The organism is Acinetobacter sp. B-6 (assembly GCF_056930735.1).
Genome location: NZ_JBXPBY010000013.1, coordinates 56,611 through 71,604 on the forward strand (window position 1 = coordinate 56,611; position 14,994 = coordinate 71,604).

Sequence of the window (14,994 nt, forward strand, 5' to 3'; positions counted from 1 at the left end):
GTAAGGATTTACATGTTAATTCGGGTCATCTTTATCCTCTTTAAATGAATCGGTTAAAGATTTATATTCATTTTCGATCGTAGGTGTATCCGCTGTGACTTGACTAGAATCTGTTGCCGGAGGGACAACGGAATCTGTATTTTTTTGATTTAGAGGATTCGGTTGATTTGCTTGTTGTTTTGCTTTGTCAATCAAATCTGTTAAAACACGTTCAGCAGGTTGACGACCACCTAAGCCGAATGCCAAAGCAAATGCTACAGCCACAGAACCTAAGGTTAAGCCAAATGCAAGATTGACAATAGAGTCTGCGATACCCATGGCTTTTAAGCCCATTGCAATCACTAAGCCCATGATCAATACACGAACAAGATTTCCTAACCATCTCGAGCTGTTATATTCTCCACGTTGTACAATATTTGCCACGATATTGGCCAACCAGAAACCAATAACCAATATCACTGCACCCAAGAGAATATTCGCACCAAAGTGAATGAACATCGAGATCAGACCACTGACCTGCTCAAAACCGAGTCGATTCGCAGCTTCTGAAACTGCAAACAACATAGTAAAGAACACGATCAAATATCCAATGATGCAAGAAACTTTAGTTTCACCTAAAAAGCGTTGCACATCTAATTTAGCAGGAATTGAATCTACACCAGTTCCTGCAACAACTTCAGCAACCAAACGCCCCACAAAACGAGACACCACATAAGCAACGATTAAAATTAATCCCGCTGCAATAATATGTGGAATCGCATACATAATTTCACCGAGCATCATTGTTGCAGGTTGTGAAATTGCCTGTATACCTAAAGCTTCAAATGCCACGATTAAAGCAGTAATCATGACCACAGCAAAAACAAATGAACCTAAAAACTTAGATAAACCCTGATCTGAGTTTTTAAATAGCCCCACTTTTTCAGCTTGGCTTTGTAAATTTAAGCTACTGATTAAGCCCTCTACGATACCACGCACAATTTTTGCCAAAATATAACCGACAAAAACAATTACACCTGCAATGAAAATATTAGGTAAATAAGAGATGGCTTCATTCAACATAGATTGAACAGGAACCAATAATCCTTGTAAGCCTAAAATCGACAGAACAATCGGCAGGAACAACAACAAAATCAACCAGTAAACAATATCAGCAATGTTATGACTGATTGGGCTAACACCCACATCTGCACTTAGCTTTTCATCAAGTTGAGTACGATCCAAAGCTTTTTTTAGCCCAACCTTGACGAGGTTTGCTACAATCCAACCAATGAATCCTATTGCTACAGCAGCCAATAGTTGCGGGATAAACAATAAGAATTGTTGAATCATCAAACTGAATGGGCTACTCACACTGTTCAAATTCAGTACATTGAGCGCGCCAATGACAGCAATGACCATGACCACCCAGAAAATAATTCTGGAAAGGATACTTTCGATGTTTGAACGATGCCCTGTGGCAGAAGATAATTTCGAATTTGTTCCCAGTTTCTCTAGGATTTTTCTAAAACCTGCTGCGACAATTAATGCAATAATCCATCCGACAATCAGGATAGCTACAGCGGCTAAAATTGGGTGAAATTGATTCCAATAATACATGGCATCAAAATTCCCCTGAGTGTGTAAAATTTCATTCATTTTTATTCCCTCAAGTCATAGATTTATAACAATTTGAGTGTGCTCAAATGACTCCAAGCATCATTCTTATTTTCAACAGAAAGCGTGATGAACTACTCTTTTACTTTATAATTTGCTTATATAACGATCAATTTTTACTGCATAAATACAACAAAACAAAGCATAAATACTAAGCAGAATCAAAAAACCCTAGCTTGCTGACTAGGGTTTCTGCTTAATGTATAGTTTAAATTATTGATAAGTTTTAAATTAGAGCCAATCGGCCGCCATATAAATAAGCAATGATACGAGAAATAATCCCACAAGAATAAGCATATAAATTGGTAGGCGATTCTTATGTGTAATCTCTTCATTACTGGTTACGTAAGATGGTTTATTGAAATCGTGTCTCATGACATCCACCTCCATCAACTTGATGTATTTTTATACTATCAGTCTATTCATCAACTTTGTGTAAAATATTTTAAGTAAAAGTAAATTTTAATCTAAAGCGGTAAGAGACAGATAAATGGGCTATAATATGTACCCCCATTTTTGTTGACTATTGTATATATGGCATATCAACGACAAAGTGTCGCACTCGATTTAGACACCGATGTCACTCATCAATGCTTCTTACATACATCTAGAGATGATCATTTAATCGGAATCATTGAGTTTAGTAAGCCTAGCTATATTTTAAAGTGGGGAGATCTGGAATATTTCCGTAGACGTACTGATGAATTTTCAGTAATGCCCTTCCCCGAATGTATCAATGCCATGATCATTGACATTCGTAATATCAACTCCTTTCTTGACAATGAAGTTCCTATTATTCCTTGGCGCTTACTCGAAGAAGACTGTCCAATACGTCTGGTCGTGCCTCAAGATCGTTTAGAACATTATGCTGGTATTTTTGAACCCACTTGGCTGACCACTGATATTGAAGTCGCGATTCAGGAGTTACGTGAATTTATGGATATGTTTGTGCATTGATCTTTAGCTAGCACACCAGCAAACCTAATTTTCATTCTCAAACATTTTTGCCGCCATTCGTTTTGCTTGCGTTCCATAAAACCAATAAGTAATTAAAAAGAGCGGAACGGCAAGCAAAAGAAGCATAATAAGTATCGTGCTCAAAAATCGGATATTTTGCATATAAGCAATGAATGATTGCCAAATTTCAGGGTCGTTGCGAGAAAAAAACCAGATGCCCGCGAAAACGCCCAATACATTATAACTCCAGAAAATGAGCGTAAAACCTAAGGTTAAATTTCTACGTTCTTGATCGGTTGGTGCTCGATGTTGTTGTTTTAGAAAACGATACAATACAATAATCATGGCAAGTAAATAAGGTAGCGCAGTGAACACACCTGCAATCTCATTGGGTAAAATTGCCGCCAATATGCCAGCAATCATTGTTAACACTAAACAAAGTAGAAAAAACCATAAAAAATATTTATTTAAAGAGACCATAGTGTCAACTTAAATTGCAATGAGACCGACATTATAAAATTTTTTAAATTTTTTTTCATTTTCTTGTCAACCAATCAGAAACTGTTGTCGTTATATAAGTATAAGGTCTGCAGCAACCAAGTTTATTGCACGGCATCCGCAGTTAAATTTGGAGACCTTAACTCCCCCAGAGAGACTAAAAACTTATGCTTCTTCAAGATTTAGAATAGCAGCCTGAATCTTTATAAACGAAGTATTTTGGCCGACGATTTACTCATCACTCGAATCGTCGGCTTTTGTTTTTTTACATTTGATCTTTTCTATGTCTTGTGTAAAAAATGGCGTGGAATTTATGAAAGTTGTTTGAGCTTAAGTTGTTGCGATACTTTTAAAATTGCCAAGAATCCTGCGACAGTAAAAGCCAACATCAATATCCCCATATTGAATAAGTGATTCCAGACTAAAAAGTTCAACACCACACCACCCAATAAACCACAAGCAAACTGCATACTGCCCATAATTGCACTGGCTGTACCTGCTCTTGAACCTTGTTCTGACATCGCTAAAGCCATCGCATTAGGTCCTGTAAAACCGATCCCTGAAACTGTTAGGAACAAACCGAGCATCACCATTGCCAATGGTGCTTGTGCGATTAAACCAGTTCCTACAATAATTAATGCACCTGCAACCTGAATCAATCCCCCCATGGTTAAACGGCGGATCACTGAAAAACGATTGGCTAAACGTTTATTGATTGAGGACAGTAAAATAATACCAAAAGCATTAAAACCAAAAGCTATTGCGAACTGTTGTTGTGTTAAATGATAGCCATCCATCAATACCGCTGCTGCGGAGCTGATATAACAAAATAGCGCAGCCCCTGTAAAACAACCTGCCATCATTGGAAAGCGAAAACTTCGATCTTTAAAAATAGCAGCATATAAAATAAAAACCTGACTAAAATTCAGTTGAAGTCTACGTGATGGCGCTAAAGTTTCTTTAAATAAGAAATGAACACAGGCTAAGCAGATCAAGCCAATTAAAAATAAAGCAACAAATACTGTTTGCCAGTGAAAGAAATACAGAATTGCAGCACCTATAGATGGCGCAAGAATAGGCGCTATTCCCATCACAATCATCATGCTGGCAAAAGCTTGAGCAGAACCTTGAACATCTAAACGATCTCGAATGGCTGCGCGTGCCATGACCACACCTACACAACCGCCCAAAGCCTGTAAAATTCGCGCAGCAATCAATGACCAATGATCAGGAGCTAAAACGCATAATAAGCTGGCAAAAGCGAATAAGGTCATACCAAAGTAAAGTGGCTTTTTACGACCTATGCGGTCGCTGATCGGACCATAGATCAACTGCCCTACAGCCAAGCCCAAGAAATATGCAGGTAAAGTATTGGCAACTTGTTGGGTGGTGACATTAAAATCTTGCGCCATTTGTGGGAGTGCTGGCAAATACATATCGATAGATAAAGGACCTAACGAGGTAAATAGTGCCAAAAGCATAATCCAACCTGTTGAATACTGTTGACCAGCGTTTTTTTCAGACATAGATCGTTTATAATTTCATACTAAATATTGCGAACAAGTTTACACTGTCCATTGTAAGATGTGTCACAAAGATAAGTGAAAAATCACCTCAGCAATAAAACAAGCACCCCAGCAATAACACCGTATCGATTGAATAAGGATTTCCTTTGAACACATGGCTGTTAAAACTACGAAAAGCCACCTATAACACAAGTTTCATGTATAACTTGAGGATGGTCATCGCCTTTACAGGCACTGCTTTTGTCCCTTATTTATTGGGTCAGCAGTTGATGACCATTCCATTGACCTTGGGTGTGGTTGCCGCAGGTCTGAGTGATATTGATGACCGCTTTTCAGTGCGGATCATGAATTTGATTTATACCTATATCGGATTTTTTATCACCGCTGCCTCAGTGAGTTTGTTGTTCCCTTATCCTGTACTTTTTGCTTTAGGTTTAATTGTTTCTTGTATCGGATGGATTTTATTGGGTTCTTTGGGACGACGCTATGCCACCATTTCTTATGGCTGCTTGGTCGTTTCAGTTTATTCTATGCTTGGCGTTCATCTTTTTGAGCATTGGTATATCCAACCTAGTCTGTTAGTGATTGGGGCGATTTGGTACGGTCTCATTTCCACCATCAGTTTTTTGCTCTTCCCAGTACGTCAGGTTCAAGACAAGCTGTCCCAATGTTTTTCATCATTGGGTAATTTTCTTTTTTCCAAATCCAACTTATTTGATGTCGATATGACAGCGACCAGTTACCAAGACAGCATGATTAGCCTGTCCATGGAGAATGGTCAGCTGATTAGCATTTTTAACGATATGCGCACAGCACTACTCACCCGTCTCAAAGGCGACCGTGGGCAACGTGATACACGGCGTAGCTTGCAATATTACTTTGTAGCGCAAGATATACATGAGCGTGCGGATTCAGCACATATTGATTATCAAAAACTGGCAAAAATGTTTGAACATAGTGATGTTTTATTTCGCTTTCAACGTATTTTGGCACTACAAGGCAAAGCATGTAAGGATTTAAGTGATAGCATTTTACATCGGACCACATACCAACATAACGCCCGCTTTGAATATGCCTTTAAAAATTTAAAACAGTCTTTAAATAAGCTCAGAAAAGAAGAACACTATGACCTCATTTGGATCAACTCATTATTTGCACTTTATCAAAACTTAAAATCTATCGATGCCCAATTACAGAACTTAGAGACTGAACGTCATATTAAATATGATCAAAATAAAAATGTTGAACAACAACTGAAAGATGATGATTTAAAAGGCTGGGATGATATTGTTATCCGTATTAAACAAAATTTAACCCCTGAATCGGTCTTGTTTAGACATGCGATTCGGGTTTCTGTGGTTTTATTTATCGGTTACGTTTTTGTGCAATTGACCAATATTCAATATGGTTATTGGATCTTATTAACAGCACTTTTTGTCAGCCAACCAAATTTCAATGCCACCAAACGCCGCCTAAGATTACGTATCGTGGGGACACTCGGTGGCATTATTTTAGGTTATGCCATCTTATTCTTTGTACCTTCCATTGAAGGGCAACTGTTGTTGCTTGTGATAAGTGGTGTGTTATTTTTCGACCTCCGCAGTAAACAATACGCACAAGCTACAGCGTTCATTACCATCATGGCACTGATCAACTTTAACTTAGATGGGCTGGGCTTTGAAGCAGCTCTACCCCGTATGATTGATACGGTGATTGGGTGTGCCTTGGCATGGTTTGGCGTGAGCTTTATTTTTCCAGATTGGAGATTCCGTCGTTTGCCAAGAACCATTCAACGTTCTCTGGAAGCGCAATGTAATTATTTGGCTGATGTTGTTACTCAATATCATCAGGGACGTAACAACAGTTTAAACTATCGAATTGTTCGTCGAGCAGCCCACAATACAGATGCTGAAGTTGCATCATTGATTTCAACTTTAGCAACGGAACCAGATTTTGACCAAAGTCAAAAAACATTGGCTTTTGAGTTTTTATGCTTAAATCATACCTTCCTTAGTTATATCGCTGCATTGGGTGCACATCGTGAAAAAATCCAGGATCAGCAAGTTTTAAATCTACTGGATCAAGCTTTGGATGATATCCGTGGTGCCTTGTTACGGGATGAAATGCCTGATTTAACAGCACATAATATGCTGCAAGCGATTCGTACCCGTTTGGGGCAGTCAGAAGCAGATGACTCTAAGTCATTGATTATTCTTCAACAACTTTCATTAATGTTTAGTATCCTCAAACAATTGAGTAGCCTCAAACAAAATTTAAGCCATGCCCGTGACGATCAATCTACAGAATTAGCTTCTTTATAAAAGAGCGTAAAATTTGCCTAGATATTTGGTACAATAGGCGCACTAAATCTTGGGATTTAGTGCTAAACTCTGACTAGATTTACATACATTACTGACACTATGACTGCCAAGAATATTTACGCTTATACCTTACAACCAGTTCCATACGAAGTATCGGAAGCCGAACAACGTAGTGCTCAACTTGCGATTTGGCGCAGTACCAATAAAATTGGGACTAAAGCTTGGGCAATCATGGGTGTCGCTGTTGTCCTTTCAATCTTGGGTATTGCGTTAATTAAAAACTACTCGACCATTATTTTTTGGGTCATTCTTGCCTGTGTGGCGATTTATCTCTTAGTGCGCAAATTTGGGCTTGAATGGTATGTAAAACGTAAGATGAATGAGTTTCCAGTTCAAGAAATCAAAGGTGTCAAACTCGGTGTACAGCCAAGCGGTATCGTAATGCGTCAGCAAATGGGCGTACAAGAAGGTGTCGGTACGATTGGCTGGAAAGATGTTTATGAATGGTATAACACACCAGAATTTTTACTTGTGAATTTTAAAGTAAAAGGTCAGCAAGGTGCGTATATTTTACCTAAGCGTATGGACAGCAAAAATTTTCCATTCGAGACTTTACGCAAACATCTTAAAGAATCAGTCGGTGAAGCAAAAACACTGTAAACCGTAAAAACTTCACAAAACCTCCATCGTTGGAGGTTTTTTTACATTTATGATGACTATTTTAATAAAAATGATAATGAGAATAAATATTATCTGCAAAATTCATTATCTCTCCTAGATATTCAGCTATAATCTGTGATCAAACAATTCTTCCCTTTCCATCACCATGTTTAAAAAGACTTTTTTCCAAATACACTGGTTTTTAGGCATTACAGCGGGCTTGATCCTTTCGATTATGGGGGTTACTGGTGCAATCTATTCTTATGAACAACCGATTCAAAGATGGTTAAATCCAGACAGTTTTACTGTAAAAGTTGAAAATCATGCAAAGTTAACTCCTGCTGAAATTTATCAACATTTTCAAGTTCAAAATCCTGAAATGAAGATTAACAGTATCACTGTCGCCAAAGCACCTGAAGAAGCGTCAAATATTAATATTGTTAAAGAAGGTGCACGTAGAGGGTATACCATGATGGTTAACCCCTATACAGCAGAAATCTTGCCTGAAGTTAAAGGCAAAGATTTTTTCCAATTTATCCAGCAACTTCACCGTAATCTCACTGTAGGCGAAGTCGGCAAACAGATTACTGGTGCAAGTACATTGATGCTGATCTTCTTTGTACTCAGTGGCTTATATCTTCGCTGGCCAAAAAAACATTCTTTCAAACAATGGTTTGCAATAAAGCCTAAACTCAAAGGTCGTAATTTCCTTTGGGATTTGCATGCAGTGGTTGGAACTTGGGTTGTTATTTTCTATTTACTTCTAGCATGTACAGGGTTGTATTGGTCATATGACTGGTGGCGTGACGGGATGTTCAAGGTGATGGGCGTTGAAAGACCTCAACCCGAAATGCAAGCACCTCGCATGGGTGAAGGCAAAGGGCGCCAAAGCAATACCGCAGACCCGCAACCAACACGTACACCGTCCAATCTTTCAGCACAAGGACGTGATCAACATCCGCGTGGTGGTCATCGAGAAGCGAATGAAGGGCTAAAACCTGAACAGATTCAACAAGTCCTAATACAAACATGGAATGGTTTTAACTCACAAATCAAACGTGATTATTCGACCCTAACAATTTCGATTCCTAAAAAAGCTGATGGTAAGGTCGAACTGACATTTGTTGATGCAATTCCTCAACACGAGCGCGCACGAAACAAAGCGATTTATGATTATCAAAAAGCTCAAATTGAAAAAGTTGATTTATATGAAGTTAAACCGCTGAATGAAAAAATCATGAGCAGTATGTTACCTGTTCATCGCGGTAGCTTTTTTGGTCCAGTGTTCCAATTCATCATTATGCTTGCCGCATTGGCAATGCCGTTGTTCTTTATCACGGGATGGATGTTGTACTTAAAACGTCGTAAACAAAAGAAATTAACCCTTGCGGCAAAACAATCTGGCTCAGCAATTCAAATTGATCCGGATGCAACTCCGTGGTTAATTGTTTATGCTTCACAGACAGGTGTATCTGAACAATTGGCATGGCGTACTTCTATCAGTCTACAAGAAGCACATCAACCCACTACAGTAAAATCTGCTCAACAGCTTTCTGAAGAAGATTTAAAACAAGCAAAACAAGTTTTATGGATTGCCAGCACTTATGGTACTGGTGAAGCACCTGATTTAGCATCACATTTTGAGAAGAAGTTAATGAGTAAATCATTAGATCTGTCTCATCTCAAATATGCCGTTTTAGCCTTAGGCTCGCAAGACTATCCTGAAACTTACTGTAGTTTTGGTCATCGTATAGATCACTGGTTAAAACAATCTGGCGCACAGCAATTATTTACGACCATCGAAGTGAATAATGGCAGCAATAGCGATATTCAACAATGGAATAAAGCTTTAATTCAAGCCACCAAACTTGACCTGCAAACCATGTCGATTGATAAAGTGTTTGATCAATGGCATTTGAGCAAACGAGAATTACTCAATCCAGAGAGCTTGGGCGCACCAGCTTTCAACATTGAACTTCATGCCTGTCATGAAACAGTCTGGCAAGCAGGTGATATTGCAGAAATACAAACTGGAAATAGCCTTGAGCGTATTCAACAATTTTTAGATAAATACCAAATTAATCCAGATACAGCTGTCGATTCACATGAGCAACAATCGATTAAAAATATCCTTTGGGATCGAGACTTAACTGTCGAAGTTGAGCCTTTTGCCAATATGGAGCATTTACTTGAGCAGTTGCCTACCCTGCCTACTCGTGAGTACTCCATTGCCAGTATTCCAAGTCAGCAGGTATTACGTTTAGTGGTTCGTCAACAACGTGATGCTCAAGGTGAACTTGGTTTAGGTTCAGGCTGGTTGACCTCACACTTAAAATTGCGTGACAAAGTTGCGTTAAGAATTCGCAATAATGATTCATTCCATCTAATCACGGATAATCGCCCGATTATCTGTATTGGAAATGGAACAGGGATTGCAGGTTTAATGAGTTTAATCCATGCCCGTGTTCGCTTGGATTATACGGAAAACTGGTTAATTTTTGGTGAACGTCAGCAAGCACATGATTTCTTCTTCAAAGAGACTATTCAAGCTTGGCAAAATACAGCAATGCTACAACGAATCGACTTGGCTTTTTCCCGTGATCAAGCAGAAAAAGTCTATGTTCACCATAAACTGCGTGATCATGCTGATGAAGTTCGGAAATGGATTGCCAATGATGCCGTGATCTATGTTTGCGGAAGCATTGAAGGTATGGCAAGCGATGTTGATCAAGCTTTGATTGATATTCTAGGGCAAGATACAGTTGAACAATTACGCCTAGATGGACGTTATCGACGTGATGTTTACTAAGCTACTTATAGCATCTAAACAGTTCTAAATAAGCCCATCAAACCGAGCAAAATTGCTCGGTTTGTTTTTCACTAACCTCAATTGCTATAGATCGTTTACAATGTGCGCTGGATGACATTATTTATCACAGACCATGAACAAAAATAAACTATTGCGTTTAAGCCTATTCATTATCGGCTTATTATTATTTCTTGATGGCTTTATTTTGCTACTGTATAAAAAAATTCATCTAGGCACTCTCTTACCCTTATTGATTGGTTTGGGCTTTATCTGCACCGCCGTATGGGGAAAGGTAATCCAACAATATCTGGCACATCACAGCAAACTTAAAAAACTCTGGCGTTTAGGCTGGTCTGTGTTTGGAATTTGGTTGATCAGTCTCATTGGCTTTTTTGGCTATATCCATTTTAAAACACAACAAAATCATGCTGAGAATGGTTTAGATGCAATCATTGTTTTAGGTAGTGGAATAACACAAGGTAAAGCGTCACCTACACTCGCCAAGCGCTTAGATCGTGCAGGGAATATTGCACAACAACAACCACAAACATCGATTATTGTAAGTGGTGGGAAAGATTTTGGTGAGATTAAAACTGAGGCTGAAATTATGTCCAACTACTTAGAGGAAAATTATAAGATTCAACCCCATAGAATTCTTCAAGAAAATAAAAGTACCAGTACAGATTTAAACCTCAAGAACAGCCAAGCTATTTTGCAGCAGCATGATTTGTCTTTAAATTCAAAAATTGCAATTGTCACCAGTGATTTCCATACGCTACGTGCAGCGGCGATCGCAAAAAAACAAGGTTATCGCAACTTCATCACGATTGGGGCCGAAACACCCTTGAGTACTCGATATAACGCATGGTTAAGAGAATATTTTGCATATATCAGCGGTTGGGTACTTGGAGAGTATTAAATTAAATACAACGCCATTCACTCCATCTATCAAGGATGTATCCGAATCTTGCGTGGTAAAGGGATTCGGGTTTGATCTCGAAAAAGCTCAGGTTGAGCTATGTAAAGCTGATATAAATAACTTTTTATGTCCAACAAGAACTTACGTCCTGACACCAAAATATTCTGCCCTTCAGGGGTTAAATTGATTGACAGCAAAGTATCATTTTGTTGAATAAAAGGAATCATTTGCTCGATAAAAGAAATAAAATTGACTTCCTGAACATCGAAACGGCTCCAGTTGTCTTTGACCAATAATTGCGCCAGACTCTTACTGTGCCATACCGCTACAGCTTGTTGTCCTGTAGGAGTTGCACATAAAGCCCAACCTTCATCATAAAGTGCAAAAACTTTAGCATCAGACACTATTTTTTCGATAAATGCCTTATATTGATCTGTCGCTTGAGCAGTATTTTTCTGTACCGAAGACGCAGCCTTGCGTTGATATGGATTTCGCATAAGATACTTATTTTTAAAATAATTATATAGATATTCTACACAAAATTTTAAAATAAATAAATAGAAGAAAGAAAACTTGGTGGGCGCTGACGGGATCGAACCGCCGACATTCTGCTTGTAAGGCAGACGCTCTACCAACTGAGCTAAGCGCCCTGAGGAGAATAAACAATGTTGCACTGCTTAAACTAAATGAGATGTAAAAAGAACAATCATTTTACATTTGAATATCTTAATCTCAGGATATCAAGATAAATGGCGCAGCGGACGGGACTCGAACCCGCGACCCTCGGCGTGACAGGCCGATATTCTAACCAACTGAACTACCGCTGCACTGTATATGGTGGGCGCTGACGGGATCGAACCGCCGACATTCTGCTTGTAAGGCAGACGCTCTACCAACTGAGCTAAGCGCCCTGAGTGAAGATCAACAGAGATCACCCTGTTTAAACTTTAAAAATGATGCATGGAACAAACGAAAACGTTATATCTAAACATCTCCATTTATCTTTACCTCAGGAATCAAGATAAATGGCGCAGCGGACGGGACTCGAACCCGCGACCCTCGGCGTGACAGGCCGATATTCTAACCAACTGAACTACCGCTGCGTTTTATATGGTGGGCGCTGACGGGATCGAACCGCCGACATTCTGCTTGTAAGGCAGACGCTCTACCAACTGAGCTAAGCGCCCTAAACGAGTCAATAAATAAAAATCTATCTACACTCTAATTAGGTTATTACACCTGTTCACAATTTTTCTGTAAAGTGGCGCAGCGGACGGGACTCGAACCCGCGACCCTCGGCGTGACAGGCCGATATTCTAACCAACTGAACTACCGCTGCACTTCAACATATTATTGCGATACAAACGATTCTTGAATTTAATGGCGCAGCGGACGGGACTCGAACCCGCGACCCTCGGCGTGACAGGCCGATATTCTAACCAACTGAACTACCGCTGCACTAAATTCAACGTTAAAGCTTGGTGGGCGCTGACGGGATCGAACCGCCGACATTCTGCTTGTAAGGCAGACGCTCTACCAACTGAGCTAAGCGCCCTAACGACTTCATCGTTTGTGAGGTGCATTATAGAGAATCTTTACTGTGTGTCAAACGCTTTTCTCTATGTTTTAAGTATTTTAGGCGTGAGTGATTAAAAAATAGATCATTTTAATTTAATTTATTCTTTTTTGTTTATTATTTATCTATTTATCAAATATCCATTCAACAGCTATTATTGTCTTTCATTCGTAGGTTAAGTGATATTTCCAGTATTACAGCTTTATTGTATGACGACTTTAAAACTCTTTTAGAGGTTTGGGCATATTTAAAATCTACCCAATCACTGCTGGTCCTGCTGCTTCCCCGTTAAAACAGAACGAGGTTCAGGACGTAACCACAACCAGACTGCGACAATAAACATCGTGAGATCAGTGAAAATTTTGACGGCCAAAGGTGCATTGGTAAAGAGCATAATAATGCCACTGATCAACATCATGATACTGGCAATCCATTTCGCTTTACGTGGCACAGTACCATTCTCTCGCCATGCTCGAAGTGTTGCACCATATTTAGGATGATTCATTAACCATGCATCAACTTGAGGCCAACCTTTTGAGGCTGCCCATGCAGCTAAAATCAGAAAAACTGTGGTTGGCATTCCAGGTAATAATGCGCCAATAAATCCAAGCACAATAAATAACACCACCAATGTTCGCCAAAACAAAATTTTCATAGCTTCACTCAATCTACGCACAACCCAGTATAACGTTCAAATGATATACGCTGTATATTTTCAAACGGCACTGCTCATTTTATTTTAGAATCATGTTGTTCATTATTTCCGATACTCAACAAATTAAACTTGCATCTCGATAAGCTTCTTTGCTTGAATCACCACATTATGCTCTCTTTATTTAATCCTAAGTTTCAACCTGAGATGTGATGCAATGACAGATTATTTTGAACCCTGGTTGAAATATCAGCATCCGATTGTCCGTCAATTGGCTTTTTGCATTGCCAGTCCAAATATTATTCAAGCACTCCCTGATGAATTGCAGATTCACCATCATTTTGAATTACATAATACTGAGTTTTGGCAACAACAATTTCTCGCCTATCAAACACGCTTAGATGACTTGGACCAAAATCCAACAACATTAATTGAGTTTGTTCAACAACTCAAAAGTACGCGTTTAGGTTTACGTTTTGAATATTTGTTCTGGTTTTGGCTACAAGATGAAGCCAATCCACATTACCAACTGATTCAACATAGTATTCAAATCATTGAGGGGAAACATACAAAAGGAGAAATTGATTTTTTGGTGTTAAATCGTCTAACCCAACAAATTGAGCATTGGGAAGTTGCTTTAAAATACTATTTAGGTGAAGCAGATTTACATTTAGCACGTTGGTATGGCTTAAATCGTAGTGATACTTTATTTCGTAAATTAAATCATTTCTCTGAAAAACAATTTCAATTTAGCCAAGTTTTAGATCGAAACATCGAAAAAAAATGCGCTGTACTCAAAGGACAATTGTATATCCCCTATTTTAGACACACCGCCCCACTCCCTTCATGGATTAATCAACAACGTAGATTGGGACAATGGGGACAGCACATTGAACAAGGTTTATATCGCTTACAGCGACATGAATGGATTTGTCCAGATTTAAAACAAAGTTCAACAACTGCTAAATGGTGGTGCAATGGCTTGTACCATGACCATCATACCCAGCAATTTTATATGTATCGCCAAGCACCTTTATTATCTTCTCTTGACACAAAGACTTAATTATTCACGTTTTTCATACAGTGCTTTACGAATCCACTCATAAAAGCATAACGATATATTTCAAATAATTTCGTATAGTATAAATGTAATTAACGCGTGAAACACGGAGATAGTAATGAAAAAAATTTTAGCAGTTTCAATGTTATTCGCTTTTGTTTTGTCTGGCTGTAACACTTTTAAAGGTGTTGGTAAGGATGTGTCTAAAGCGGGGGATGCGGTTACGAATTCTGCAGAAAAAGTTGAAAATAAGATGTAATTCACAACCACCAAAATTTGATTTTTGGAAAGCCTTATCTGCCACAGATAAGGCTTTTTCATGCTTATTTAAAAGCTTTTAGACTTTCTCTGCTTTTGGGT

Annotated in this window: 12 protein-coding genes and 8 tRNA genes; 7 read left to right on the plus strand and 13 right to left on the minus strand. The window is 38.8% G+C overall.

Going from position 1 to position 14,994, the window contains the following annotated elements; translation table 11 throughout:
* Positions 1-15: 15 nt before the first annotated feature.
* Positions 16-1,638 (minus strand): mechanosensitive ion channel, encoded by a 1,623-nt coding sequence (locus tag AC1Z3T_RS15935; RefSeq protein WP_100885913.1) that lies wholly within the window; start codon positions 1,636-1,638, stop codon positions 16-18.
* 552 nt (positions 1,639-2,190) lie between these two features.
* Between AC1Z3T_RS15935 and AC1Z3T_RS15940 the strand changes: the two genes are divergently transcribed.
* Positions 2,191-2,613 (plus strand): hypothetical protein, encoded by a 423-nt coding sequence (locus tag AC1Z3T_RS15940; RefSeq protein WP_004830127.1) that lies wholly within the window; start codon positions 2,191-2,193, stop codon positions 2,611-2,613.
* 24 nt (positions 2,614-2,637) lie between these two features.
* Here AC1Z3T_RS15940 and AC1Z3T_RS15945 read toward each other — a convergent pair whose 3' ends face one another.
* Both AC1Z3T_RS15945 and AC1Z3T_RS15950 read right to left on the minus strand, forming a co-directional pair.
* Positions 2,638-3,093: an ABZJ_00895 family protein gene (locus AC1Z3T_RS15945; RefSeq protein ID WP_100885914.1), complete on the minus strand. Its 456-nt coding sequence runs from the start codon at positions 3,091-3,093 to the stop codon at positions 2,638-2,640.
* A 329-nt stretch (positions 3,094-3,422) separates the two neighbouring features.
* Complete coding sequence (locus tag AC1Z3T_RS15950) at positions 3,423-4,637, minus strand: multidrug effflux MFS transporter (RefSeq protein WP_042086353.1); 1,215 nt, start codon at positions 4,635-4,637, stop codon at positions 3,423-3,425.
* Between the two features lie 146 nt (positions 4,638-4,783).
* Between AC1Z3T_RS15950 and yccS the strand changes: the two genes are divergently transcribed.
* From yccS to AC1Z3T_RS15970, 4 genes are all read left to right on the plus strand, one after another.
* Positions 4,784-6,958 carry a YccS family putative transporter gene (gene yccS, locus AC1Z3T_RS15955; RefSeq protein ID WP_080633136.1) on the plus strand — a complete coding sequence of 725 codons (2,175 nt, stop codon included), beginning with the start codon at positions 4,784-4,786 and terminating at the stop codon, positions 6,956-6,958.
* Positions 6,959-7,057: 99 nt separating this feature from the next.
* On the plus strand, positions 7,058-7,618 hold the full coding sequence (locus tag AC1Z3T_RS15960; protein ID WP_004830134.1) for an SdpI family protein: 561 nt from the start codon (positions 7,058-7,060) through the stop codon (positions 7,616-7,618).
* 166 nt (positions 7,619-7,784) lie between these two features.
* Complete coding sequence (locus tag AC1Z3T_RS15965; RefSeq protein WP_042086358.1) at positions 7,785-10,427, plus strand: PepSY domain-containing protein; 2,643 nt, start codon at positions 7,785-7,787, stop codon at positions 10,425-10,427.
* Positions 10,428-10,560: 133 nt separating this feature from the next.
* On the plus strand, positions 10,561-11,346 hold the full coding sequence (locus tag AC1Z3T_RS15970; protein WP_100885915.1) for a YdcF family protein: 786 nt from the start codon (positions 10,561-10,563) through the stop codon (positions 11,344-11,346).
* Positions 11,347-11,375: 29 nt separating this feature from the next.
* Here AC1Z3T_RS15970 and AC1Z3T_RS15975 read toward each other — a convergent pair whose 3' ends face one another.
* The 10 genes from AC1Z3T_RS15975 to AC1Z3T_RS16020 all read right to left on the minus strand — a co-directional run bounded on the left by AC1Z3T_RS15975 (position 11,376) and on the right by AC1Z3T_RS16020 (position 13,577).
* Complete coding sequence (locus AC1Z3T_RS15975; protein WP_009585222.1) at positions 11,376-11,843, minus strand: DUF2750 domain-containing protein; 468 nt, start codon at positions 11,841-11,843, stop codon at positions 11,376-11,378.
* Positions 11,844-11,920: 77 nt separating this feature from the next.
* Positions 11,921-11,996 (minus strand) — tRNA-Val (locus AC1Z3T_RS15980).
* Positions 11,997-12,096: 100 nt separating this feature from the next.
* A tRNA-Asp gene (locus tag AC1Z3T_RS15985) sits at positions 12,097-12,173 on the minus strand.
* 8 nt (positions 12,174-12,181) lie between these two features.
* Positions 12,182-12,257 (minus strand) — tRNA-Val (locus AC1Z3T_RS15990).
* A 115-nt stretch (positions 12,258-12,372) separates the two neighbouring features.
* Positions 12,373-12,449 (minus strand) — tRNA-Asp (locus AC1Z3T_RS15995).
* Positions 12,450-12,457: 8 nt separating this feature from the next.
* Positions 12,458-12,533, minus strand: a tRNA-Val gene (locus tag AC1Z3T_RS16000).
* A 75-nt stretch (positions 12,534-12,608) separates the two neighbouring features.
* Positions 12,609-12,685: transfer RNA gene (locus AC1Z3T_RS16005), tRNA-Asp, on the minus strand.
* A gap of 42 nt (positions 12,686-12,727) precedes the next feature.
* Positions 12,728-12,804 (minus strand) — tRNA-Asp (locus AC1Z3T_RS16010).
* Positions 12,805-12,825: 21 nt separating this feature from the next.
* Positions 12,826-12,901: transfer RNA gene (locus tag AC1Z3T_RS16015), tRNA-Val, on the minus strand.
* Positions 12,902-13,184: 283 nt separating this feature from the next.
* Complete coding sequence (locus tag AC1Z3T_RS16020) at positions 13,185-13,577, minus strand: YbaN family protein (RefSeq protein ID WP_004830140.1); 393 nt, start codon at positions 13,575-13,577, stop codon at positions 13,185-13,187.
* Positions 13,578-13,791: 214 nt separating this feature from the next.
* Between AC1Z3T_RS16020 and AC1Z3T_RS16025 the strand changes: the two genes are divergently transcribed.
* Positions 13,792-14,637, plus strand: a complete 846-nt coding sequence (locus AC1Z3T_RS16025) for a DUF1853 family protein (RefSeq protein ID WP_100885916.1) — start codon at positions 13,792-13,794, stop codon at positions 14,635-14,637.
* A 115-nt stretch (positions 14,638-14,752) separates the two neighbouring features.
* On the plus strand, positions 14,753-14,893 hold the full coding sequence (locus tag AC1Z3T_RS16030; RefSeq protein WP_004830144.1) for an entericidin A/B family lipoprotein: 141 nt from the start codon (positions 14,753-14,755) through the stop codon (positions 14,891-14,893).
* Positions 14,894-14,994 lie beyond the last annotated feature (101 nt).